Consider the following 24,437-nt stretch of genomic DNA (forward strand, 5'->3'; position numbering starts at 1 on the left):
CGGTCGCTTCGGTCACCGCGGCCAGGACGCCATCTGATAGTCGAGAGTCCCACCGCCGCACTCATTTTCTCAATGTCAATCCGGACTCCGACAGTTCCGGGCGACGTAATGATGACTGCCGCGGCGCGCTCCCACAGGGGCGTGTGGTGGCGGTCGCCTTCTGGCGACGACAGCATCTGCGCGAGCGTCGTTCTTACGCCCTGCAGGTGACATTCGGCGGATGGCCGCCAGGACTATGCAGATCCTTGCGAAGACGGAGGTATACGTGGTACGACTATGTCGCTAGTATGACACCTGTGATGCCGAACACCGCCTGGCGAGGAGCGGTCATGGATGGCTCGACCAACGCACCAGTCGCGACGACGAGCCGGCGGGCGACACTGAGAGCAGGGTGCCCCCCTTGCCGCCGAGTCAGGCACCGCAGCCGCAAGCGGTGACACGTACCCGTAGAGCAATCTCCGAGTCCACACTGCTGCACGACCACCAAATTATTTTGCCAGATCGCTTTTCGGGTCGTGTGGAGGCATCGCGCAGCCGACAGCCAGCAGACCGCGGGAAAACCTGAACGAACAACAGATCTCCACGCCCCAGGATTGGAATGATCAATGAAGCTGTCCACCGTATTCGCCCCGATGCTCGCGACACCCGACCACATCGCGATCGCCGAGCAGCTCGGTTACGAGCGCGCATGGGTGTTCGACACGCCGCATCAGAGCCCCGACGTCTGGATCACCCTGGCAAGGGCGGCCGACAAGACCGAGCGCATCGGCATCGGCCCGGGTGTGCTGGTACCCAGCCTCCGTCATCCGATGTCGGCTGCCGCGGCGACCGCAACGTTGGCATCATTGGCACCCGGACGGGTGGCGGTCGCGTTCGGCACAGGATTCACCGGTCGACGAGCCATGGGCCAGAACGCGCTGCCATGGAATGCAGTGGCCCAGTACGTCTCCGCCTATCGCAGGCTTCTCCGCGGGGAGATCGTCGAGTGGGAGGGCGCCCCGATCCAAATGTTCAACTCGGCTGATCGACTTGCCGACGCTGCACGTGACGTGCCGATCCTGCTGTCAGCGATGGGCCCGAAGGGCGAGACCATCGCGAAGTCCCTCGAGGTCGACGGGCTGATGAGCTTCGGATCTACGGTACCTGCCATGAAGGACTTCGCTTGGAGCGTCATTCAGGTGGGGGGCACCGTCCTCGAAGAGGGCGAGGACGCCGACAGCGACCGGGTCAAGGCAACCGCCGGTCCCGCATGGGCCATCTCCTACCATGCCGCGCATGACTTCCAGGGCGGGTTTGCTGCTGTCGAGACGATGCCTGGTGGCAAGGAGTGGTCCGAAGTCATCGCCAGGACTCCAGAGGTCGAACGACATCTCGCCATTCACGACGGCCACCTGATGTACCTCAACGAAGCAGACGACGCCGCGTGGAAGGGTGGTGGAAAAGCGCTCCTACCCGACCTGACCTTCTCGGGTGACGCCGGTCGGCTCCGTGATCTCATCGCAAGCTACGCCGAGGAAGGTGTCACCGAGGTCGCCATCCTGACGTCGGGTCCCGACATTCCGCACGAGCTCGAGACGTATTGGAAGGCTCTCGACGGAATTCAGTAGTGGTGCGAAATTCAGTAGTGGTGCCGCCGCATCTGGGTCAGCGAGACCTGCACGTCACACGCCGCGCTGATCGTGTCCTGCCCCGCCCGCAGACATTCTTACGATGCCATCTCTGGTGTGGTCTCAGTAGGGCTGGGGCTGCCAGTGCTGGAGGCGCCTATCCCGGTCCTTGGTCCAGACTTTCGGCAGGTACAACTCCCGGTCGATCTGCGCCCGACCGATCGGAGGTAGGCGAGGAACACCCTGATCTGTGGGTTTTCGATCCGCCCCGGCAGTGCCGGAGTACTGCCGGGCCACCCCGCCGAACGGTTCCCTTCTCATAAACCGGTATCGTCGAAAGATCAACACTCTGTCGGCGTCGCCGATCGTCGCGATCACCACCTCGCGCATATCCATCACGTAGCCAGTTGCAGTCCCATGAATAGACGTTCAGCAGCCGCTGCGTCCCCTCCCGCCCGCATCACCGGCCGCCTCGGCGAGCATCAGCCGTTCTTGCGTTCCTCACCCAGCAAGATCCGCAGTTGCGCGCCCATCCGCCGCCGCGACCCCATCGGGGCGAACCGGTTCGCGAACCGAGAACAGAACATACCGGTGTCCGCGTGCATGTGGCTGCGTCACAACGGTGTCTGTTCGGCGAACGTCTTTGCCGCGCAGTCGGTGATGTCGCAGAAGAACCGGCGGGCCCTGATGTCGATTATGGCCGAGATGACCACCGATCGCGGTGTCGGCAGTTGCCGTCACCGCGGACACCGTTCCTCGTTCCTTTGGGGTTCGGCAGCGAGGCGGATCGTGGAACCACCCGATGGAGAGCGTTGACAACGACATCGAAATCGACATCGAACAAATGGGGGAGCAGCACCCGCACGCTCACAAAATCGCACGCCGACAAGCCGCCGATCAACCCATATCGACGACAGGCCCAGCACCTTCCTGGCAGTTGCCCCGAAGCCAGCTTTTCACGCTCGCCGACACGCTCGTTTTCTGCGAGGTCAGAATCGCCGTGAGGAGGCCTTCATCGCTTGCGAGATCGAACAGGGACAGCTTGCTCAAGTTCACGGCGGCGTCGAAGCGTCCTTCGCTCGTCCTCGGTGTAGCCGCCCCAGATGCCATGGGTTTCGCGTGCCTCGAGTGCATGGTTCAGGCACCGCGCCCGCACGGGGCAGCGGAGGCAGATTCTTTTGGCTGCGCGTACTCGATTTTCTCGGGGCTCGCCTCGTTCATTGTCCAGATAAAAGAACACCGTCGGGTCGGCGTCCCGGCATGCGGCGGTGAGTTGCCAGTCCCAGGACTCGGCGACCGGTGGCGGAAGCTTCAACATCAACGCCGGCATTACTCTGCGTCCCTTGCTCTCCGGTACTCGCGGATCAATCCGGCGGTGGAACTGTCCCCGGTCGGAGCGGATCCGTCACGGTCCCAGAGGGCCGGTCCCAGCTCGAGGGCTGAGGTCTTGCCGAGCTCGACTCCCCACTGGTCGAACGAGTCGATACCCCACACCACCCCTTGCACGAACACCTGGTGCTCATACAGCGCGATCAACTGGCCCAGCGTGGACGGCGTCAGTTTCGTTCCGAGAATTGTGGTGGAGGGTCGGTTGCCGGGCATCACCTTGTGCGGGACCAGCGCGGTGTCGGTGCCCTCGGCCGCGATCTCGTCGGCGGTCTTGCCGAACGCGAGCACCCGGGATTGGGCGAGCAGGTTCGCCATCAGTACTCCGTGCATCGACCCGACCCCGTCGAGGGTGGGCAGATCCTCGATCGGCTGAGCGAAGCCAATGAAGTCAACCGGGATCAGCCGGGTGCCCTGGTGCAGTAGCTGATGGAACGCGTGCTGACCGTTCGTGCCGGGCTCACCCCAGAACACCTCCCCCGTCCCCGTCCCTACCGGGCGGCCGTCCGCCCGCACCGATTTGCCGTTCGATTCCATCGTCAGCTGCTGCAGATACGCCGGGAACCGCCCGAGGTCGTGCGCATACGGCAGCACGGCGCGTGAGTCGGCGCCGAAGAAGCTCGCGTACCAGACCCCGAGCAGGCCCAGCAGGACCGGAGCGTTCGCCTCGAGCGGGGCCGTGCGGAAATGCTCATCAACCTTCCGGAACCCACCCAGGAACTCGGCGAACCCCTCCCGCCCAATCGCGGCCATCACCGCGACCCCGACAGCCGACCCCACCGAATACCGACCCCCGACCCAATCCCAGAACCCGAATACACTGCCCGGGGCGATCCCGAACGCGGCCACCCGCTCGGCATCGGTGGACACGGCGACGAAATGCTGCGGCACCGCGTCCTCCCCCAGCGCGTCGGTGAGCCACCGGCGGGCCGCGGTGGCGTTGGTCATCGTCTCCAAGGTCGAGAACGTCTTCGACACCACCACGAACAGGGTGGTGGCCGGGTCGAGGCCCGCCAGTGTGGCCAGCAGGTCGGTGGGGTCGATATTCGACACGAACCGCACCTGCGGTCCGTCCGCGTAGTGCCGCAACGCCCGGCACACCATCGCCGGCCCCAGATCCGAGCCCCCGATCCCGATGTTCACCACGGCCTGGATCCGCTTTCCGGTGGCCCCGCGCCAATACCCGGACCGCACCCGGTCGGTGAACTCGCCCATCCGATCCAACACGGCATGCACATCACCGATGACGTCCTGCCCGTCCACGATCAGCTCACCGTCGGGCGGCATCCGCATCGCGGTATGGAGCACCGCCCGGTCTTCCGAGGTGTTGATGTGCGCGCCCGAGAACATTGCGTCCCGGTGTTCCTCCACGCCGGCGGCCTTAGCCAGGTCCAGGAGCAGCCCGAGGGTCTCGCGCGTGATGCGGTGCTTGCTGTAGTCGATGTAGAGGTCGGCCGCGGTGACCGTCAGATCCCGGCCCCTAGTCGGATCCGCGTCGAACAGCTCCCGCAGGTGCAGCGGCGCAACGGTTTTCTGGTGGTCGGCGAGTTTCTCCCACAGCGCGGTCCCGGTGACCTCCGCGCGGTTCATGCTGCTCATGCCAGGGCCCGCAGTCGGGGGGCGAGATCCTTCTCGAACAACTCCAGGAACCGCTTCTGATCGTGCCCGGGCGCGTGGAACACGAGGTGGTTCAACCCGGCATCGAGATAGGGGCGGATCTGCGCCACCGCCTCGTCCGGATCCGACGCCACGATCCACCGCTTCGCGACCTGCTCGATCGGCAACGCGTCCGCCGCCTTCTCCATCTCGATCGGATCGTCGATGCTGTGCTTCTGCTCCGGCGTCAGCGACAGCGGCGCCCAGAACCGGGTGTTCTCCAGCGCCAACTCCGGATCCGTGTCATACGAGATCTTGATCTCGATCATCTTGTCGATCTCCGCGACGTCCCTCTCCGCCTTCGCCACACCCTCCGCGACCGCCGGCATCAGCTTGTCGGTGTACAACTCCATGCCCTTACCGGAGGTGCAGATGAACCCGTCGCCGGCGTGGCCGGCGTACCGGGCCACCACCGGACCGCCGGCCGCGATGTACACCGGGATCCCACCCTCGGGCACGTCGTAGATCGATGCTCCGACCGTCTTGTAGTAGTTGCCTTCGAAGTTCACCCGGTCACCGAGCCACAGCTCGCGCATCAAGGCGACGGCCTCCCGCAACCGTCCGAACCGCTCCTTGAACTCCGGCCACGGACCGGCGAAACCGGTCGCGATCTCGTTGAGCGCCTCACCGGTACCGACACCGAGCATGATCCGCCCCGGATACAGACATCCCATCGTCGCGAACGCCTGCGCCACCACCGCCGGGTTGTACCGGAACGTCGGCGTCATCACCGACGTCCCCAACACCAACCGTTCGGTGCGTTCGCCGACCGCGGTCATCCACGCCAGCGAGAACGGCGCATGACCACCCTGATGCCGCCACGGCTGGAAATGATCCGACACCGTCGCCGAATCCATCCCGTGCGCCTCCGCCAGCACACCCAGCTCCACCAACTCCCGCGGACCGAACTGCTCCGCGGACGCCTTGTACCCCAACTTCATCACGCCTGCACCGCTTCCATAGTCCGAACCTGATGTCCACCGAACTGCCGCCGAAGCGCCGACACCGCCTTCATCGTCGGCGAATCGGCCTGCCGCGAGGAGAATCGCGCAAACAGTGCCGCGGGGATCACCGGAACCGCGTGCGTGATGGCCTCCTCGATGGTCCAACGGCGTTCACCCGAGTCCGCTGCGTATCCGGAGATCGAGCGCAATCCCGGGTCCTCCCGGAGAGCAGCAACCAGTAGCTCGAGAAGCCACGACCGCACCACCGTGCCCTGCTGCCATGCACCCATCACTGTGTCGGGGGTGGTGATCCGGGGTTCGGCGACCACAAGTTCGTAACCCTCGGCGTACGCCTGCATCAACCCGTACTCGATGCCGTTGTGCACCATCTTCGCGTAATGGCCGGCACCAACCGGACCGGCATGCACGAAGCTCGCGGCGCGATCACCCGGCGGTCGGAGCGCATCGAAGATCGGCAGTGCCCGCGCAACATCCGCCTCGTCACCGCCGACCATCAGTCCGTAGCCTTCCTCCAGGCCCCATACCCCACCGGACACACCGCAGTCCAGGTAACCGATGCCACGCTCACGCAGAACATCCGAGTGCGCCTCGTCGGAGTAGCGGGAGTTCCCGCCCTCGATCACCAGGTCGCCACCCGCTAAAAGGTTGCTCAGTTCGTTGATCACGGCGCGGGCCGGCTCGACGGCCGGAACCATCACCCATACCACCCGCGGGGCACTGAGGCGAGTGACCAACTCGGCCAGGGATCCGACGTCACACACAGACGGATCGGAGTCGTATCCGACGACTTCATGGCCGGCAGCGCGCACACGCTCACGCATGTTCCCACCCATCCGTCCCAGACCTATCAAACCCAATTGCATCGGGGAACTCCTTGAGAATTGCTTGGCGATCGGTGTGGCACACAAAGTCCACACTGCACTGTCTGTCCTACTCTTGTTCCGCAAGAGGAACTTCTGGATCTTGTCGGTAGAGGTTCGGGGAAGTGCGCGGCGGCGCAGCAGGATCCTGTCGGTGGCCGAAGACAACGCGTTTCGGTGCCTTTGAAGTGCGCGAGCCGCGTCTTAACATGATCGGTGATGTCCTGATCCTCGACCGAAGCCCCAGGGATGATGGACGACGTACGCGACGGGGACTTCGCCCCAGCGGTCGTCGGGGGTCCCGACGACCGCGACCTCAAGTACTGCCGGGTGACTGGCACTGCCTGTTCGACTTCGATCGAGGTGATGCTCTCGCCATCGGATGACGACATCCTTGTCCGTTCGCGTAGTTCGATGTATCTGTCGAGTGCATCACTCCGCGGCCGCAAGATGGGAACCATCCGTCGCGTGCAGCGGCAATGCCACCTCGTCCTTGGGGCGTCCGACATGAGATTGTCTCCGCACCCGCTCATTTCACCAACTGACGTGCCGCCGGCGGCAATATCCCGACCTTCCGGTCCAATCGCGCGGGCGGTGAGACCGACGATGTTCGCCACGCCTGGCGGGAGCGCAACATGGCCCGGCGCTCGGCCAGGTCGAGACGGCGTCGTTCGGGTCGTGGAGGAAGTAATCGGATGATTCGTTCGCCGGTGGTTGTTTGAAGGAGTGTCGCTGCTGTGCCGGGTATTGGTGTCACCACCGCTGTGGAGGTAGTACGGGGTGTAGACGGTGCGGGCCAGCGGCCACTCCTGTTCGTCGCGCCACCGGTTCTCGCCCACCACGAAGATGCGGACCGCGGTGCCGGGTCGACTTCGCTGTTTTTGAGGTAGTGGTCGAACTGTTGACCTGAATGGCGAGCGGTGATACCGCGACCTTAGGGCCGAAGTCGATCGGTTCCACCGGACGTCGGGTGAGTGAACGGAGAGCGGGGGAGAAACGATGGGCATCTGCCGGTACGATCTCACCCACAACCTCAGGCCATCGGCGGATCAGGCTAACGGCCCTCGAATTGGAGAACTGGCCGGGCCTTACCCGCTTTGTAGGCGGCGACTGCAGAGGCAAGGCCTGTCTTGGTGTCCTCGGTGTCAAATAGTGGCATCGCGATATCGAACATTGTCTCGTCAGCGGCAGAGATGCCGCCAACAGCCCAAGTGCGCAGCAGCAACTTGTGCGCAGCGAACGCACGGGTTGGCCCCTTCGCGAGCTGCTCCGCGAAGACGGTAGCCTCGGTTACGAGCTGTTCATCGGGCACAACCCGATTCACAACACCTGCGGCTGCCATCTCGGACGCCGAAATGCGCTCCGAAGTCAGCGCCCATTCAGATGCCTTGGCTCGTCCCGCACGTTCGGCGACACGGTAGATTCCACCGAGCAGCGTAACGAGACCAAGGGTTTGTTCGGGATGACCGAATTGAGCTGATTCGCCGGCGAAGATCACGTCAGCCCGCAGAGCCAACTCGAATCCGCCTCCAAGGCAGAGCCCCTGGACGGCGGCAACCACAGGCAACGGAAGGCGCTCGAACGTGTTGAACACGGTCATGTAGCGCTCGAAAAGGCCGCGCAATTGGCCAGCTTCCAGGTCGGGCCAGTCGACGATGTCTCCGCCGAAGCTGAAATCCGGTCCTTCCGCTCGGACTAAAACTGCCCGCACTTGGCTCGCAGTGATCGCCTCGACTGCAACCGCCAATTCGTCGGCAAGCTGTTGATCAATGCGGTTCTGCGGCGGGTTCTGCAAAATCACTGTGGCAAGTGCGTTTTCGATGGAATAGGTAAGGTGGGACACTCGTTGACTCCAATCTAGTTCGGGACCGGTGCTGGCAGAGCCACACGTTCGGCGTTGCCAGACCACGAAGCGCGGCATAGGGACCGAAATATTCACCGCGGCGGTGGAGCAGGGATTTCAGCTGAAGCCGGTTTCGTCGCCAAGAAAATGCGCTGAATCGATAGTTCCGCGTAGGCACTGCCCGAGTTCGGTTGAGAATTTGAGAAGGCCGTCGAGCGGGCGGTGGTGGATGGCTACGTGAATGATCTGGCCTGCCTCGTCCTTGTCGAGAACGGTCACACCTTTGAGGAGTACGCCGTCGAATGCCTTGGCTTCCCACTCCAGATAGTTGCGTCGCTCGTGGGTAGCCTCGTGTGTGAAGACGAGTTCCTCATAGATGGTGCTCGCTGTTGCCATGACCTGCTTGACTCGTCCGGACCCCTGAATGGGCTGGCGCAGCGCACTGGCCTCCAGCACGATGTCCTTTGCAAATGCGTCACCGAATGCCGCCGCGGACTTCTTCTCGAACGCGTTGGTCCACTTCTGGCCCCGTAGCTCTTGCGCGGTGTTGGCGGCGGTGGATATCTTCCCCAGAAAGACGTCGAGCTGCGTCGCGAGCTCGGTGGGTTGCTCTACGTGTACCCAGTGCCCTGCTCGGTCGATCACGGCTGTCTGTGCCGATCTGAACCGTGGAAGGACGCCTTTCGCGACCATCTCATCTGTGACAAATCCGTCATCACCGCCGCGCACCACCAGGACCGGTCCATCGAACGAGGAAGGATTTGCGCCGTGCGGGTGACCCGAGTTCCAGCAGTCGGCGAGGTCGCGGACGACGTCGGGATGCATGCGGCTACCTACCACGACGAGGCGGTCCAAGTCGGCGTCGGAGAGCGCGGCCGAGAGTTGGCCTCGCATGGCTCGCTGTGCTTCGGGCGCTCCACTGAGAGCACGGAAAGGTTCCATCGCTTCGTCCGGCAGTTGGGTGCCCAACAGCGGGATCGGGGTCACTAATACCAGACCGAGAACTCGGTCGGCGCGGGTCGCGGCGACCATCTCCACGATGGGGGCCGCCATGCTTTGGCCGACGAGCACCATGGGCTTGCCCAGTGCATCGACAACCGCGCCCACATCGGAAACCAACCGCTCGAGAGTGAAGGATCCACTCGCGTCCGTGCGGTCCCCACACCCGGCTAAATCCAGCGTCACGGTTTCGACGTCTGGGGTGGCGAGATCCTCGATCACACCGTCCCAGACATACTGATCATCGAGAAATCCGTGAACGAAAACGACGGCGAATTCGCCAGCACCGCCGCGGCGGAATCGGATGTCCGTCTGCCCCACTCGGTCAGTCTTCACGATTATGATTTGTCCTTTCCTGCGGTGGTGGTGGCTCCCGAAGGAGACCACAACTCCGTGTCAATGGGTGACCAATCCGACGCATTGGAATCGAGACGAGACATGCGTTTGGTCTGATAGGCGGCCACAACGTCATCGCCGAGCGGGGTCGAAAAGACGTTGTTCACGAGGGTGTATTCAGCGGCAAGTCGGCCGACGACGGGCACGGCGGCAGTGTCGATCCGACCGCGCTCCAGATAAAGATCGTCCCGAACGTGGAAATTTACAATCTGTCCCCAAACCACAGTTTCATTTCCGGTTCCTACAGGAATAATTCGGTCCACTACGCACTCGAAGGAGATGGGAGATCCCTTGATTCGTGGTGCACTAATTGTTTTACACGGGGCTTTTTCCAGGCCAAGAGCTTCGAACTCGTCCTCTTCCGAATCGAACTCCAACGCAGAGGTGTGCACTTGATGCGCTTGTGGAAGTGTGGCGAGATTCGTGACGAACTCACCCGTTTCTTGAATGTTGACCATCGTGTCCTTGAGCGTCACGCCGTCCGATCGCGGTTGCAAACTAATGGAGACGGTAGGCGGATTCCGTCCCACTACGGTGAAGAACGAAATCGGTGCGACGTTTCCAACACCGTCTCTGGAAACCGTGCTCACCCATGCAATAGCGCGAGGCACAACACTCCCGATTAGCAATTTGTAAGCCGCTGTGGCGTCAAGGCCATCTGCGTCGATGATCATCTGCATACCTCCACGAAATTGTGTGCGCATTGGGCCCGCACCCTACGGCCGAAGGTCACATGATTCTGCCGGGAAACCGCTGGTCGAATCCGCACGTGTTTGACGTAAGCATACACATGTAGCCTATGTCACTCAACCATATGCGATGCCGGCGGCAATGGTCCCCAGTCGCATACTTCTAATCTCCTTGCCCCTGAGGCGCGTGCCGCCCACGCCATGGGCCATGGTGGCCGATCGGACAGGTTGCAGAACCGTATACGGCTCACGCACTGCGCTCACGTGAACGAGAGGGTGCGAGACCTTTCGCCGAGGATCGGAGCGACGCCCTACTCTGCGCGTACCCGAGTTAGGTTGGCGCACTAGTTATGTCGCGCCGGACGTCGCGTCCGCGCAGCGCTCGAACCTGGCCCATCGCAGCACTCGGGCTAGTAGGTAGATGCCAGTTCGATCGGCCAGTCAAAGGCTTCAGGCTTGACGTAGTCATAAGGATAGTGGTTATGTCTGTCGTATCGGCCGTCAGTGACGGCGCTCACCAGGCGGACATCGACTGAGATAGGGTCCATCCACATGACGGCGCACGCAACATCCATCCAGTCCGAGCGCGGGCGCTACGCCGTTGTCCGCGAGGATGCCATCGCGATGACCACGCGCGACGGTACCGTTCTTCGTGCAGACATCTACCGTCCCGAGTCCGAGGAGACCTTCCCGGTGCTGGTCCGTAGGACTCCGTACGGGAAGCAGTTGAACGACCTTTCAGCGGCATTCAACGAAGCCCACTACTTTGCCTCCCACGGGTACATCGTGGTCGTACAAGACACTCGGGGAAGATTCTCCTCCGAAGGACGCTGGTACCCCTTCATCTACGAGGCGCACGATGGGTACGACACTATTGAGTGGGCTGCCCGGCTTCCCGGCGCCAACGGCAAGGTGGGGACGTTCGGACAGTCCTACGGCGCGATCTCACAGTATCTCGCTGCTGCACAACGACCGCCGCACCTGAAGACATGCGTCCCAGTTTCGGCGTATCAGCTGAATTTTGAGAACTACTGGTACAACAGCGGCGCACTCGAACTCGGGTGGATGCTCAGCTACTTCGTGAACATGGCCGAATCAGTCTTTGCAGGAGTTGGCAACGAATCTGCACTCGCAGAGATTGCGAGTTTCAAAGCCGACCCCGCCACACGATTTTCACGACTCACCGACTCGGCGCTGATGCATCTTCCCATTACCGATTGGATCGATCGATTGGGCGAGGGGGCCCCGTTCCTCAAAGATATCCTCAACCACTCGACGGACGGTCCTTACTGGTGGGCCACCGATCTGAGCCGGCAGCTGCAGAACATTGACGTGGCGATGCTGCATGTCGGATCTTGGTACGACATAGCCAACCGCGACACCCCCCGCTTTTTCACCGGTCTCGGGCGAGAGGCGCTGACCCCGGAAGCACGCTCCAATCAAGCGCTGATCATGGGCCCCTGGGCCCATCAACTGCCCTTCAGCCAACCTACATCGGGGGGCACCGGCGACATCGACTTCGGGCCGGAGGCGGCAGTTTCACTCGTCGATATCCAGAGGAATTGGTTCGACCATTACCTCAAGAGTGAACGCGACGGACTTCCCCGCCCTCCCGTGTCGATCTTTGTCATGGGGGACAATATCTGGCGAGATGAAGTCGAGTGGCCACTGAGTCGAGCGGAACATACCCCGTACTACCTCCACAGCGCAGGGGACGCAAACACACTCAACGGCGGCGGAACCCTTACCACCGAGCACCCCGGCAATGAGCCGTCCGACCGTTTCTGCTACGACCCCGAACACCCCGTTCCGTCGACCGGCGGTCGAATGATAGGGGGTGGAGTAGCCGATCAACGCGACAACCAAAGTAGGTCTGACGTATTAGTTTTCACTAGCGTAGAACTTGACGAAGAGTTGGAAATCACCGGTCCGGTGATAGTTGAGTTGCATGCCTCCACTACCGCCGAGGACACCGATTTCGTCGCTGTACTTTCGGATGTTCGGCCTGACGGCTACGCTCAGAATCTCGCCGAGGGAATAGTTCGCGCCCGGTTCCGGGAGTCTTACGAAACACCCACAGCGATCAAGCCGAACGAGGTCTATTCATTCCGGATAAACTTGTGGAATATCAGCCACGTATTTGCCACAGGGCATCGACTTCGACTTCACGTTACATCGAGCGATTTCCCACGCTGGGACCGTAACACTGGGACGGCTGACGCGTCAGGGACGGCCGCATTGCTATCCTCCGTCGATCAGACGGTATTCCATGATCGGATGCGCCCGTCACATGTCCTGCTCCCCGTTATCCCCCGATAGCGGAGATGAATGCGTCGCTGACCGGCGTGCTCGCCAGCGACGCCGCGATCAACGGCGAAAATGACGGCACTGGTCGATCAGATCAACGGTGACCTGTACGCGACCGTCGGTAGTGCCTGGATGAGCGTCCCTGGAAGGCCCTCACCGCCAAGTCGACTCGCGCACCCCCAATTGACGGCGTGACCGTGGTGCTCGACGCCGACACCGCAGTCCGCGAACGCTCCATCTGGAAAGTAGGAACAGTACGGTGATTCTTCCGACGTTGTGGGGGGCACGCGCGAATGGGTCTGTCGGCAATCGAGCATGTCACACCGGCGCCCGGCTCTGACTGCAAGTCCCCGGTGCCGGAAAATCTCCGCGACAACCAATTTCAGGTTCTCCGCCCTACTGCTGAGCGCCCGGAAGATTGTGAGGGCAAAAATTGCTGCTTCGAGAATGAAGTGAGTGCGAACTCCGCAGCGCTCGAGCGCTGCGTGCGGCTGACTGCCCAGTTCGGTTGCCGACTGGATGCAACGTCGCTCGACGTCGTCTCCAGGCATACGCGACGTGTCCGCGAACAATCCACTGAGAACAATCCACTAAACAGTCGGGTCACCACTGACGTGGCCCGAACAAACCAGATGGGAGCATCATGTCCGGCCTGAACACACCCCTTACGCCGTTACGTTTCCTCGAACGCGCCGCCGAGGTGTACCCATCGTCGATCGCCATCGTCGATGGAGATCGACGATTGACCTACACCGAGTTCGCCTCCGCCGCCCAACGGTTGGCGAACGCGCTCATCGCACACGGGGTGCGCAGGGGTGAGCGGGTGGCGTACCTCGCCTCGAACTCGGCCGAGTTGCTGATCGCTCATTTCGGTGTGCCCCTCGCCGGAGCGGTCCTCGTTGCGGTGAACACCCGCCTGTCGAGTGAGGAAGTCGCGTGGATCTGCGCGCATTCGCAGGCACGCGTGCTCTTTGGCGACGCAGATTTGTTGCAGGGCTTGGACACCTCGAGCCTATCCGCGTTGAGCACCATTGAGGTGCCGTCGCAGACAGGGGAGTACGTCGGGATAGGGACTAGCTACGAGGACTTCCTCGCTGCCGGCACCGGTGAGGAACTGCCGTGGGAGGTCGGCGACGAGAACTCGACGATCAGTATCAATTACACCTCCGGCACCACTGGTCGACCCAAAGGCGTGATGTACACCCATCGTGGGGCATATCTCAGAACGCTCGGTGAGGTGGTGCACCAAGGCTTCGGCCGATCCTCGCGATACCTGTGGACGTTGCCGATGTTCCACTGCAATGGATGGTGCTCGACGTGGGCGGTCACCGCGGCCGCGGGGCGTCACGTCTGCGTCCGCGCTGTCCGAGGCAGCGAGATGTGGCAGTTGGTCGACGAGGAAGGGATCACCCACCTGAGCGGCGCACCCATCGTTGCGACCACGCTTGCCACAGCACCGGAAGCACATCCGCTCGACAGACCCCTGACCGTCGTGACAGGTGGTGCCCCACCGAGCCCCAGCTTGATCGAGAAGATCAGCGCACTCGGAGCCGACTTGGTGCAGGTTTACGGCCTGACCGAAACCTACGGGCCCTACGCTAGCTGCGAGGTACAGGAGGAATGGTCTCGACTCCCGGCCGCCGAGCGCGCCGCACTCCAAGCTCGCCAGGGAGTGGGCATGCTGACATCCGACCGTGTTCGAGTGGTCCGACAGGGAACGGGCCCGCTCGAGGATGTCACGGCCGATGGCATCGAGATGGGAGAAATCGTGATGCGCGGCAACACCGTGATGAAGGGTTACCTCGACGATCCGGTCGCCACCGAGGAAGCCTTCGCAGCGGGGTGGTTTCACTCCGGAGATTTGGGTGTGATGTACCCCGATGGCCACATTCGATTGCTCGACCGCGCCAAAGATGTGGTGATCTCCGGTGGGGAGAACATCTCCACCATCGAGGTCGAGCAGGCCCTCGACAGCCATCCCGCGGTCGCCGACGTGGTCGTGATCGGAGTTCCGGACGACAAGTGGGGCGAACGACCCAAAGCTTTCGTCGTCCTCACCGCGCGCATCACGGTCACCGAAGAAGAGCTTATCGCCCACGTCAAGGGCAAGATCGCCTCGTACAAGGCACCGCGGTCGGTGGAATTCGTGGATGCTCTGCCCCGCACATCGACCGGCAAAGTCCGGAAAAACGAGCTTCGCGATGCCGAGTGGGCGTCTTCCGCGCTGCGCATCAACGGCTAGCCCACCCGATCGTGGTGAGGGCGGCCGCTGCAGGTCACCACACAGCCGCCGCGTCCAACACGCGACCACCACATTGTCCCAATTCGCTCCTCGTGTGGTCCTTGCACGGAAGCGCACCGCTGCGAGTACATGCTCGCGATGGCGTATGGGCAAAACGGCTATGGGTATGTCTACTGCTCTGGTCTGCGAATGGTATCGTCGTACTATGACATGGCCCGCAACTGATCGCTATCACCTGGTGCGTGCATCCGGGGGGCTGGGTTTTGTGCAAGATCTGATCAACACGCTCCCCGCTGGCCGGCCACGCGGAGCCGATCTGCTCGAGGACCTGGATGCTGCGCAGCACTGGCTCGATGGTGCACTCGCGCAGTGGGTGAGGGAAAGCGGTATTCCTCAACACCCGATCCTGCTTCAGGGCAAGGATCTGGAGGCGCTGCGAGACCTTCGCATGGATGTATACGCGTTCGTCCGTTCGCACGATGCGGACCCGGGGACCGCATTGACGCGGTCAGCTTCGCTCGCGACCCGGCTTGCGCCGGACGGCACCGCAATCCTGGAGCCGCGGGGCGAGGGATGGCGGCGCGTGGCCTCGATAGTAATGCTTGAAATCTTCAAGGCTCAACAACTGGACATCTGGCGCCGGCTGAAGACCTGCCGAAACGAACGCTGCCAGACGTCCTTCTATGATCGGTCCCGAAACAACAGCGGAGTCTGGCACGATGCGCGCCAATGCGGGAATGCGGTCAATCTTCGAGCCTCGAGGGCACGGAAGCGCCAAGTCGCCGAAGATTCACGAGAGCTTGCGCGCTGAATTGCCCTGTCCGGGCGGTGGCACTCCGGCGACACGCTCACCGGGGATTTGGTCAGAGTAGGCGGCGTGCTGGCCACGTGATCGTCGGCTGTTTGCCATTCGACATGAGCGTGTCGCATTGATTTGCGTCTTTGTGTTTCCCTGGAAGTGGCCCTGAATTCGGTCGTTGCAGGATGGGGCGCGCCGTCCTGCGGGGTGTTGAGTTCGTCGAGGAGTTTAGTTGAGTAATTATCGGCAGTATTGAAACGCTTGTCGGCCAGCATATTCGGTCACAACTGTGTCTCTAGCCAAGCTGGCGGTATCGCGACATTCTCGATCCTTGCATGGCTCGGTTTGGCTACTGGCCTGGGCAGCGTTCGGAATGGGTGTAGCCGTCGCAGTGATCCAGCGCCGTGCCGTTGCCGCAGCCAAGGCGGTAACCGGGGCCGTGGCACTGATTGTGACAGTATTCGCGGTCAAAGGCCCTCTCACCTGTGCGGATTCTTTGATTCGGTTCCCAACGCCTGCGAACCGCGCCACTTGTAGAAGCCCGACCGGAACACTTCAATAGCCGCGGCGTTTTCAGAAGTGCTCTGTCTAAACGCAATTCGGCATTCTTCTTGCGTAGCCGCTCGAGTTCTCCACGCTCGTCCACATCGAGACACGGTCGTCGTCGCCGTCTGCTCGTGCCTTCGCCTGGGCGACCCATTCGCCGAGCACCTGCTCACTGACACCGATCTCCGCGGCGACGTGCGCGATCGGGCGTCCGTCTTGATCAGCAGGCGCGCGGACTGCTCCCGATACTCCGCGGTATAGCGCTTACGTTTGCCCGACATACGGACATCCTCCCCGCGGGCCCTGCAGTCCCGCCAGTCAGGTGTCCACCACCAGGGGGTAACCCCAGTTTCGCCGCATTCGTTGACGAGCAGTTCCCGGGGCGGCGAGTGTCGGTCGGATGTGTAACCGGCGTCCCGCAGGCACGATTTCGGTTGGGTGGGCCGAAAAACAGCTCGGTGCTTTTGGCGCGCTTGTTTGTTAGTACAGGTGGGCGTCGTGCTCGCGGGTGAAGCCGATACCTCCGTGGTACTGGATTGTGTTCGCTGCGAGCTGGAATAGGCGGGACCGATGGAGGTGCGAGGCAGTGCCGCCCCGAGCGAAAGATCGGCGTGGGCATCGTCGGCGGTCCATGCCGCGTTTTGGTCCTCGGCTACGACATCCGGAGTGGTCGGCCACCGCCGAGGCCGCCAATCGCGGCTGTGCGACCGAAGGCTGTCGTCGGTCGAGAGGATGGCGGGGAACGTCTATCACGCCAGCCGAAATTTGACTCGACCGCCAGTCTGGAAGGCGACTGAGACACCGGGTCTTGGTCAACGTTGGTGGCTACACCCGGGCGCGTCATCGTCGCCCGACGGGTTCGTGGGCTCTCAAGCACTGGTCGTGGTCGTACCCGAGACAAACTTCTCAGCGGCGCGTCACCTAGTTGGCGTTCTGCAGGATCCAGTCGGCGAGTTCGTCGGCGATGCGTTCCCATCCGGTATCGAGCATCACGTCATGGCCTATCGCGTCGAACATCACCGGTGTGGCACCCCAGGCCTCGGCGGTTGCTGCAACCATGGCCGGGCTGAAGACCGCGTCCTCGGTGGCACCCAGCACCAACATCGGCATGTCGACCGCCTGTGGCTTCGGCCGATCCAGGCCCAGCAAATCCATTACGAATGCTCGGAGTGATTCGGGCTGAAGTCGCGCGGTAGTCGCCTCGACGATGTGGTCCGGTGTGCTCGGTAGGAAGAAGTGAGCACGTACCTGCTCCGGGGTCCGGACCAGACGCCCGGTGTCGAGCGTCAGGTTGCTGAGCAAGAAGGCGCCCGGGGTGTGTTTCGCGATATCCAGGACTAGTCGGCGAATCCCGGTCGGGGGCATCGAGGCGAGCAGCGCAGCGCCTGCGATTCTCGGTGGGTGCGGGCGAGAGAGCAAGCCCTGAACAACGCCGCCCCCCATCGAGTGGCCGGCGACAAATGGGATGGTGCCGAACTCGTGGGTGACTCGTGCAACGATGTCGACTACATCGTCGACATAGTCGCGCATGCACATCCGGTTGATCCGTACGCCTTCGGCCGAGCCAGCGTGGCCTCGCAGACTGGGTGAGATCGTCGAGATACCACGCGTGGCGAGGCGCTGGGCAAACCCGTCCTGCCAGCACCATGCACCATGCCAGGCGCCGTGGACCAGTACGACGGTGGCACGCGAATCGGGCGCATCGACCCGGATCGTCTCTAGGGTAGTCATGACGTGCTCAACCTTCGTTCTCGTGGGCCAGCTCGATGGCCTGGCCGAAGGTCGCGACGCTGTCGAAGCCGGCGTCCCGGCCGACGCTCGTGTAGCTCGAGTTGAGTCGGGCCAGGCCCTCGACGCTCGATTCTGGCCCGATGACCTCGTCGCGGTCCAAAATCGCGCCGTTGCGGTCTCGTACCGGGACGACCGAGTTTGCGAACCGGCCGTCGCTCCAGGCCTCGTCGATCTGGTTTGGGTCGAGGCTCGGGTTGCGCTCCTGCGCAGCGTCGATCAGACCGTCGGCGAGGTTGATCGGCTTGGTGCCGTGAAGGGAGCCGTCCTTCTTGCCTTTGCGTCGCGGTGTGCGGATTGCGTCATATACCAGCGCTTCAGGTTGTGCCATGAGAAGTCCTAACTCGGTCGGTGGGGCCCGGTGATGCAGATGGAGGCGCTTGTCTCCGCAGACGCAGCGGCTGCGGAAGTGCCTATGCTTCAGAAGGTTCAGGCGATGGTCATGCCCCCGTCGACGAGCATGGTTTGACCCGTCATGTGCCCGGAGGCGGTGGAGGCGGCGGCGCCGACGATTTCGGGGGTCGTTCCCATTTGACCCGAGGGGCCGCGTCTCATCTGTGCGTCGAGATAGCTGCCCGACTGGTCCGGCTCACCCTTTGGCCGAGCGTGCTGATCCCCACGCGGCTCCTGGGTTCACCCGGTGGGGGTAGGCATCGACCAGGCAGTGGTAGAGCTCCAGTGTGGTCGACGTGCTCGCAGCCATCGCCTCGAAGTCGTGGATGTATCGCTTGGTTTGCTCGATAATCTCTGGGAGGTCGCCACGATCCGGGTTCTTGTGGCCTGCCACGACGGCGGTGGGAGTCAGGGCGGCAAGTGTCTCCAGGGCGGCGATCCATGCCTTGCGACCTTCGACCGACGACTCTGCGAGATACAGATGCACGTCGTTGTATGCGGCGTCACCGGCTACGACCAGGTCGATCGATGGCACGTGCAACGCGGTCGTGTCGTCGGTGTCGGTGTGGCCGAGTTCGACAATCCGGATCTCCTCGCCTTCGATTTCGAAGCTGTCGCCCATCAAGGGCTCCGGCAGGACGAATCGATCCGGGATCTGCCCAGGGAAACGGGACTTCCAAAACGACTCGACAAACTCGGGCGCGCACTGTTGCTGAGCGTGCGCCACGACGGCTGGAGTAGCGATCGCACGAGCTCGCGGGAAGCGTTCGAGGAGAGTGGCCAAGCCGAACCAGTGATCACCGTGGCCGTGCGTGATATAGATCGTCGTGAGGTTCTTCCCACTGGCTCCTACCCAGTCCGTCAGGTGGCGTGCCTGCGCTACCGTCATGAGCGGGTCGACGAGGACGGCATCGGAAACGCCGCTGATCAGCGTCGAGGAGATAGGCGACCACCATCGGCGGTCCATGTCCGGCGGAATATCGGGGATTGCCGTTGGGATGGACGGTGCGACATATACGTCGTAGGACAGTGTCGGCATGTCAGAAATTCCTCTCACCGGCCCTGGAATGGCCTGGCAGCCGGGGCCGGCCAGCTTGGAGGGCCTTGACTGCGGCCGGAATCGCCGCGAGTCGTCGGTCCGGAAAAGTGGCAAGGCGATGTCGATCATGGCCTCGTCGGCTGCCGCGACTCCGCCAGCCGCCCAGGCGCGTACAAGCGCCTTGTGGGCCGCGTGAGCCCGCTGTCGGTCCCTCCGCGACCGTGCGTGCGAAAGCAGTTGCCGCGTCATCGAGTTCGGAGTCTGGCACGACCCTGTTGATCACGCCGCAGCATTCCATCTCATCGGCCCGGACCTGCTCCGAAGTCAGGTCCCACTCCATCGCCCGGGACCGCCCCGCACGTTCGGCCACCCGGTAGACGTCGCCCAGCAGCGTGACGATTCCGATGGACTGTTCGGGACGGGCGAACTTCGCACTCTGGCCGGCAAAAATCACGTCGCTACGGATGGCCAACTCGAACCCTCCTCCGAAGCGCATACCCTGTACGGCGGCATCGGTAGGCACTCGCAGTCGCTCGAACCGGTTAAACGTCCACATGAAGTTCTCGAACTGGGTGCGCAACTCGGGTTCGGTCCACTCCGGCACTCCGGCCACGGATCGATATCCCCACCGAAGCTGAAGTCGGGACCATTAGCCCGAAGCAGGACGGCGCGGGCGTCGCTGGTTCCGATTGTGTGGAGCGTGGCTTCGCGCGCCAAATACTGCCGCGCGAACTTCTTCTCGCCGACAAACGATGAAGTCATTCGGAGGATACGGTCCTCACACATAGCAGGCCATGGCCCCCAGTCGTCCACCCGGCTGTCGTTTGAGACCAGGTCGAAGGTCTGTAACCCCTCGCTGGCGAGTGCTGCAATCACCACGCTGGGGATGCCGCAGAACTCGACGCCTTCCACCGCAAGGGAGGCACCGGCGCCGATATCCCGAACCGCGTCTTCAGCGCAATCGACAACATCGACAACCTTGTCCACAGTAGATCCTCCTTCTCTCAGTCGGGCGCTACTCATGGCGGCTGCGATGTGTCGGACGCCACACAAGAGACATAACCATAGATAGTAAGCATCTGTCAATTATCGACTGTAGGTGTGGGGATGTTTGGCGCTGAGCTGTTCAAGGCGACCGTTTAGCGCGTGTTTTGCCTGGCAATCGCAAGACAAATGGCGACGTAGTCAGACGTAATCATGAGCCATATGGTCTCACCTACGGCGGGGTATCGGCCTGATTGTGAGGGGGCAGCCTGACTAAGCCCGGCCATCGACTGGACCGGGTTCTGAGGTCCCCATCCCAAGGAGGGGAACTCTGCCGCGGATCAAGCCGAACAGTGTGAACACGGTGATCGGGTGTCGCAGAACACGATCGTCGATCCGACCGCGTCGTTCCCTTTGCCTGCGATCACCGGCCGTTGCCGGCGCATCCCACTGCCCTGACGGAGTTCCTCGCCGACCACCCGGCGGCCGCGGGCACCCAACGCCGCCGGGTCACCGTCGTCAACGCCGTCCACACCCAAGGCGGGTTGCCGGCGCCGGGGCTGGCGGAAACGATCCGGCAACTACTCAACGACTCCCGGACCGAACGGCTGGAGCGGGTCAAGGCTGCTGCGGGGCAGTGGATCCCGCAGATGCCCACCACGGGGTGGCCGGTCGGGGTGTTCGGGCGCCGCGACGCCCTGATCCTCACTCTGGTGGCAGGCGGGCTCGGATACGAGGACATCGCCCGCCTGCACCGCACCGACCTCACCGCCGAGAACGGCGCGTTGGTCGTGCGGGTGGGGGAGCGGTGGGTCCGCATCCCTGACGCCGACGGTCACCGCGGTGTCTGGCTGGACGGTGCGGTGACGGGCTGGGGTGAGCTAGCCGAGCTTGCGCAGCCGGGGTGCCAGGTCACGCTCGAACAACTCGAGGAACCGCTTCTGATCGTGACCGGGAGCGTGGAAAACCAGGTGGTTCAGCCCTGCGTCGATGTAGGGCTTGATCGCCTCGACCACTTCGTCCGCGTCGGCGCCCACGATCCACCGCTTCGCGACCTGCTCGATGGGGAGCGCATCCGCGGCGGCCTCCATCTCGATCGGGTCGGTGATGTCATGTTTCTGCTCGGGTGTCAGGGACAGCGGCGCCCAGAATCGGGTGTTCTCCAGTGCCTGTGCGGGATCGGTGTCGTAGGAAATCTTGATCTCGATCAGACGATCGATGTCCTCGACCTTCCGTTCGGCCTTCTGCGCGCCCTCGGCGACGGCTGGCATCAGCTTGTCGTTGTACAGCTCCATGCCCTTGCCGGAGGTACAGATGAATCCGTCACCTGCACGTCCGGCGTAGCGGGCGACGACCGGACCGCCTGCTGCGATGTACACCGGAATGCCCTCTACGGGAACGTCATAGATCGAGGCGCCGGTGGTGCGGTAGTACTGACCTTCGAAGTCGACCCGGCCGCCCTTCCACAGTTCGCGCATAAGTTGCACGGATTCGCGCAGGCGGGCAAAGCGTTCCTTGAAATCGGGCCAATCGCCTTCGAACCCGGTCGCGATCTCGTTGAGCGCCTCACCGGTGCCGACCCCGAGCATCACCCGTCCGGGATAGAGCAGGCCCATCGTGGCGAACGCCTGCGCGATGACTGCGGGGTTGTACCGGAATGTCGGTGTCAGAACCGAAGTGCCGAGCTGGATCCTTGTGGTCCGCTCACCGACGGCCGTCATCCACGCCAGGGAGAACGGGGCGTGGCCACCCTTGTGCCGCCACGGCTGGAAGTGGTCGCTCACCATGGCGCTGTCGAGTCCATGACTTTCCGCGAGCACTGAGAGTTCGACCAGTTCACGTGGGCCGAACTGTTCGGCCGACGCCTTGTACCCGAGCTTGAGTTCTGCGGTCATGTGTGTTTCCTGCTTTTCTGTGTGTGTGTACGAAGTGGTTCGTCAGCCGTGGAAGTCCACCGCGGAGTACTCACGGAGTTTGTTCAGACTGTGTCGTCCGTCGATCATCCGGACTGTGCCGGACTTGGATCGCATGACGATCGACTGGGTGGAGGCTCCGCCTGCGGCGTAACGCACCCCGCGGAGCAGGTCACCGTCAGTGACACCCGTCGCGCAGAAGAACACGTTGTCTCCGGAAACGAGATCCTCGGTATGCAGCACCCGGTCGAGGTCGTGGCCCGCGTCGATCGCTCGCCGGCGCTCGGCATCGTTGGCGGGTGCGAGCCGGCCCTGGATCGCGCCCTCCCATGCATCGCAGTGCCGCTGCTGCGATCACACCCTCGGGGGTGCCGCCGATCCCCAGCAGCATGTCCGGTGCCGAACGTGGATCCGCGGCTGCGATGGCGCCGGCGACATCGCCGTCCGCCAGCAGTTGAACCCTGGCTCCGGCGTCTCGCACGGTATTGATGAGGTCGCCGTGGCGGAGCCGGTCGAGTACGGCCACTGTCACGTCCGAGACCGACGACTTCTTCGCTCGTGCCACACGCCGGATGTTCTCGTGGACCGGCGCGGTGATGTCGATGACGTCGGCGGCATCGGGACCGACTGCGATCTTCTCCATGTAGAACACCGCAGACGGATCGAACATCGTTCCGCGCTCGGATACCGCGAGCACGGCGACGGCGTTGGACATTCCCTTGGACATCATTGTCGTGCCGTCCACCGGATCGACCGCGACGTCGCACTCGGGACCGTCACCGGTTCCGACGCACTCGCCGTTGTAGAGCATGGGGGCGTGGTCTTTCTCACCCTCGCCGATCACGACGACTCCGCGCATGGACACGGAATTGATGAGCTGCCGGATTGCGTCGACTGCGGCGCCGTCGCCGCCGTTCTTGTCGCCCCGTCCCACCCAGCGTCCGGCTGCCATCGCGGCTGCTTCAGTCATGCGAACCAGTTCGAGGGCGAGATTGCGGTCCGGCTTCTCCCGGCGGCTCACGGTCACCGGGCCGCAGCCTTCACCTGATCGAGTGCAGCGTCTGCGCTGCTCGTGGAGTGTCCGCCGAATTGTTTCCGCAGGGCGGAGACCGCCTTCATCGACGGTGAGGACTCCTGCCTGCTGGCGAACCGGGCGAAGAGTGCGGCCGAGATGACCGGTACCGGAACGGCATTGCGGATGGCCTCTTCGACGGTCCACCGGCCTTCGCCGGAGTCTTGGGTCCACCCGGAGATCCCGGACAGCTCGGGATCATCTTTGAGGGCGCGCACGAGGAGGTCGAGGAGCCACGATCGCACCACGGTGCCACGGCTCCAGGCTTCGATGACTGCCGGGACATTCTCGACGAGTTCTGTGGCCTCGAGCAGCTCGAAGCCCTCCGCGTACGCCTGCATCAGGCCGTACTCGATCCCGTTGTGCACCATCTTTGAATAATGCCCTGCTCCAATGGGTCCCGCGTGTACGAATCCTTCGCTGCGTGGGCCTTCGGGGCGGAGGGCGTCGAAGAGCGGCATCGCCCTGTCGATGTGCTCCTCGGCTCCGCCCACCATCAACGCGTAGCCGTTCTCGAGACCCCAGATTCCGCCGGAAACACCGCAGTCGATGTACCCGATCCCTCGCGCGTCGAGCGCCTTCGCGTGGAGGATGTCCTCGCCGAAGCGGGAGTTGCCTCCTTCGATGACGAGGTCGCCCGGAGAAAGCGCCTGTGACAGGTGCGTGATCGTCTCCTGGGTCGGCCCACCCGCCGGAACCATCACCCAGACGATGCGCGGTGAGGGGAGTGCCTCGACGAGCGCGTCAATCGACGACAGGTCGGAACTGTTGACGTGTGGGTCGTAACCGAGGACTTCGGTTCCCGAACGGCGCAGCCGTTCGCGCATGTTGAAGCCCATCTTTCCCAGCCCGATAAGCCCGATCTGCATAGCGTGGAGCCTTTCCGAATCGACAGAGCACAACCGGTATGGGAGGCCGAGCCCCGTGGAACGAGTGCTCGACCTCCCGCGGGT

General features: G+C 63.0%; 19 protein-coding genes and 4 pseudogenes. 4 read left to right on the forward strand and 19 right to left on the reverse strand.

Features of this window, described 5'->3' with window-relative positions:
* Positions 1–605: 605 nt before the first annotated feature.
* Positions 606–1,607, forward strand: a complete 1,002-nt coding sequence (locus tag H0B43_RS34365; RefSeq protein WP_185723884.1) for an LLM class flavin-dependent oxidoreductase — start codon at positions 606–608, stop codon at positions 1,605–1,607.
* A 156-nt stretch (positions 1,608–1,763) separates the two neighbouring features.
* Here H0B43_RS34365 and H0B43_RS41975 read toward each other — a convergent pair.
* The 10 genes and pseudogenes from H0B43_RS41975 to H0B43_RS34410 all read right to left on the reverse strand — a co-directional run.
* Positions 1,764–2,212 (reverse strand): annotated as a pseudogene (locus H0B43_RS41975) (transposase); the annotation flags it as partial.
* Between the two features lie 292 nt (positions 2,213–2,504).
* Positions 2,505–2,663, reverse strand: coding sequence for a hypothetical protein (locus H0B43_RS34370; RefSeq protein ID WP_185730152.1), 159 nt, complete (start codon positions 2,661–2,663; stop codon positions 2,505–2,507).
* Positions 2,620–2,937 carry a WhiB family transcriptional regulator gene (locus H0B43_RS34375; protein ID WP_185723883.1) on the reverse strand — a complete coding sequence of 106 codons (318 nt, stop codon included), beginning with the start codon at positions 2,935–2,937 and terminating at the stop codon, positions 2,620–2,622. Before H0B43_RS34375 ends, H0B43_RS34370 begins: the two co-directional genes overlap by 44 nt.
* Positions 2,937–4,592 (reverse strand): glucose-6-phosphate isomerase, encoded by a 1,656-nt coding sequence (gene pgi / locus H0B43_RS34380; protein WP_185723882.1) that lies wholly within the window; start codon positions 4,590–4,592, stop codon positions 2,937–2,939. Before pgi ends, H0B43_RS34375 begins: the two co-directional genes overlap by 1 nt.
* Positions 4,589–5,590: a glucose-6-phosphate dehydrogenase (coenzyme-F420) gene (gene fgd / locus H0B43_RS34385; RefSeq protein WP_185729683.1), complete on the reverse strand. Its 1,002-nt coding sequence runs from the start codon at positions 5,588–5,590 to the stop codon at positions 4,589–4,591. Before fgd (H0B43_RS34385) ends, pgi begins: the two co-directional genes overlap by 4 nt.
* A complete protein-coding gene (gnd, locus tag H0B43_RS34390; RefSeq protein ID WP_185723881.1) occupies positions 5,590–6,477 on the reverse strand; it encodes a phosphogluconate dehydrogenase (NAD(+)-dependent, decarboxylating) in 888 nt (295 codons plus the stop codon). Before gnd (H0B43_RS34390) ends, fgd (H0B43_RS34385) begins: the two co-directional genes overlap by 1 nt.
* Before the next feature lie 201 nt (positions 6,478–6,678).
* Positions 6,679–6,894, reverse strand: coding sequence for an AMP-binding enzyme (locus H0B43_RS43300; protein WP_185729682.1), 216 nt, complete (start codon positions 6,892–6,894; stop codon positions 6,679–6,681).
* A 634-nt stretch (positions 6,895–7,528) separates the two neighbouring features.
* Positions 7,529–8,317 (reverse strand): enoyl-CoA hydratase/isomerase family protein, encoded by a 789-nt coding sequence (locus tag H0B43_RS34400; RefSeq protein ID WP_185723880.1) that lies wholly within the window; start codon positions 8,315–8,317, stop codon positions 7,529–7,531.
* A 117-nt stretch (positions 8,318–8,434) separates the two neighbouring features.
* On the reverse strand, positions 8,435–9,637 hold the full coding sequence (locus H0B43_RS34405; RefSeq protein WP_185723879.1) for an alpha/beta fold hydrolase: 1,203 nt from the start codon (positions 9,635–9,637) through the stop codon (positions 8,435–8,437).
* A gap of 17 nt (positions 9,638–9,654) precedes the next feature.
* A complete protein-coding gene (locus H0B43_RS34410) occupies positions 9,655–10,386 on the reverse strand; it encodes a flavin reductase family protein (RefSeq protein ID WP_185723878.1) in 732 nt (243 codons plus the stop codon).
* A 567-nt stretch (positions 10,387–10,953) separates the two neighbouring features.
* Here H0B43_RS34410 and H0B43_RS34415 point away from each other — a divergent pair.
* From H0B43_RS34415 to H0B43_RS34425, 3 genes are all read left to right on the forward strand, one after another.
* Positions 10,954–12,720, forward strand: coding sequence for a CocE/NonD family hydrolase (locus tag H0B43_RS34415; protein WP_185723877.1), 1,767 nt, complete (start codon positions 10,954–10,956; stop codon positions 12,718–12,720).
* 631 nt (positions 12,721–13,351) lie between these two features.
* Complete coding sequence (locus H0B43_RS34420; protein ID WP_185723876.1) at positions 13,352–14,950, forward strand: AMP-binding protein; 1,599 nt, start codon at positions 13,352–13,354, stop codon at positions 14,948–14,950.
* 205 nt (positions 14,951–15,155) lie between these two features.
* A complete protein-coding gene (locus H0B43_RS34425; RefSeq protein ID WP_185723875.1) occupies positions 15,156–15,761 on the forward strand; it encodes a CGNR zinc finger domain-containing protein in 606 nt (201 codons plus the stop codon).
* A gap of 576 nt (positions 15,762–16,337) precedes the next feature.
* On the opposite strand, the pseudogene H0B43_RS43305 reads toward H0B43_RS34425, so the two are convergent.
* The 9 genes and pseudogenes from H0B43_RS43305 to gnd (H0B43_RS34465) form a co-directional block, all read right to left on the reverse strand.
* Positions 16,338–16,502: pseudogene (locus tag H0B43_RS43305) on the reverse strand (hypothetical protein); the annotation flags it as partial.
* 714 nt (positions 16,503–17,216) lie between these two features.
* On the reverse strand, positions 17,217–18,026 hold the full coding sequence (locus tag H0B43_RS34435) for an alpha/beta hydrolase (protein ID WP_185723874.1): 810 nt from the start codon (positions 18,024–18,026) through the stop codon (positions 17,217–17,219).
* Positions 18,027–18,033: 7 nt separating this feature from the next.
* On the reverse strand, positions 18,034–18,414 hold the full coding sequence (locus tag H0B43_RS34440; protein ID WP_185723873.1) for a hypothetical protein: 381 nt from the start codon (positions 18,412–18,414) through the stop codon (positions 18,034–18,036).
* Positions 18,415–18,672: 258 nt separating this feature from the next.
* Positions 18,673–19,515 (reverse strand): MBL fold metallo-hydrolase, encoded by an 843-nt coding sequence (locus tag H0B43_RS34445; RefSeq protein WP_185723872.1) that lies wholly within the window; start codon positions 19,513–19,515, stop codon positions 18,673–18,675.
* A gap of 1 nt (position 19,516) precedes the next feature.
* Entirely contained in the window at positions 19,517–20,128 is a 612-nt protein-coding gene (locus H0B43_RS34450; RefSeq protein WP_312033618.1) for an enoyl-CoA hydratase/isomerase family protein, read from the reverse strand.
* Between the two features lie 140 nt (positions 20,129–20,268).
* Positions 20,269–20,538, reverse strand: a pseudogene (locus H0B43_RS43310) (hypothetical protein); the annotation flags it as partial.
* 842 nt (positions 20,539–21,380) lie between these two features.
* Positions 21,381–22,394, reverse strand: a complete 1,014-nt coding sequence (gene fgd / locus H0B43_RS34455; protein WP_185723871.1) for a glucose-6-phosphate dehydrogenase (coenzyme-F420) — start codon at positions 22,392–22,394, stop codon at positions 21,381–21,383.
* Positions 22,395–22,436: 42 nt separating this feature from the next.
* Positions 22,437–23,382 (reverse strand): annotated as a pseudogene (gene glpX / locus H0B43_RS34460) (class II fructose-bisphosphatase).
* Between the two features lie 53 nt (positions 23,383–23,435).
* Positions 23,436–24,386: a phosphogluconate dehydrogenase (NAD(+)-dependent, decarboxylating) gene (gnd, locus tag H0B43_RS34465; protein ID WP_282555423.1), complete on the reverse strand. Its 951-nt coding sequence runs from the start codon at positions 24,384–24,386 to the stop codon at positions 23,436–23,438.
* Between the last annotated feature and the right edge of the window lie 51 nt (positions 24,387–24,437).

It is taken from the genome of Rhodococcus sp. 4CII (assembly GCF_014256275.1).
GTDB classification, from domain to species: domain Bacteria; phylum Actinomycetota; class Actinomycetes; order Mycobacteriales; family Mycobacteriaceae; genus Rhodococcus_F; species Rhodococcus_F wratislaviensis_A.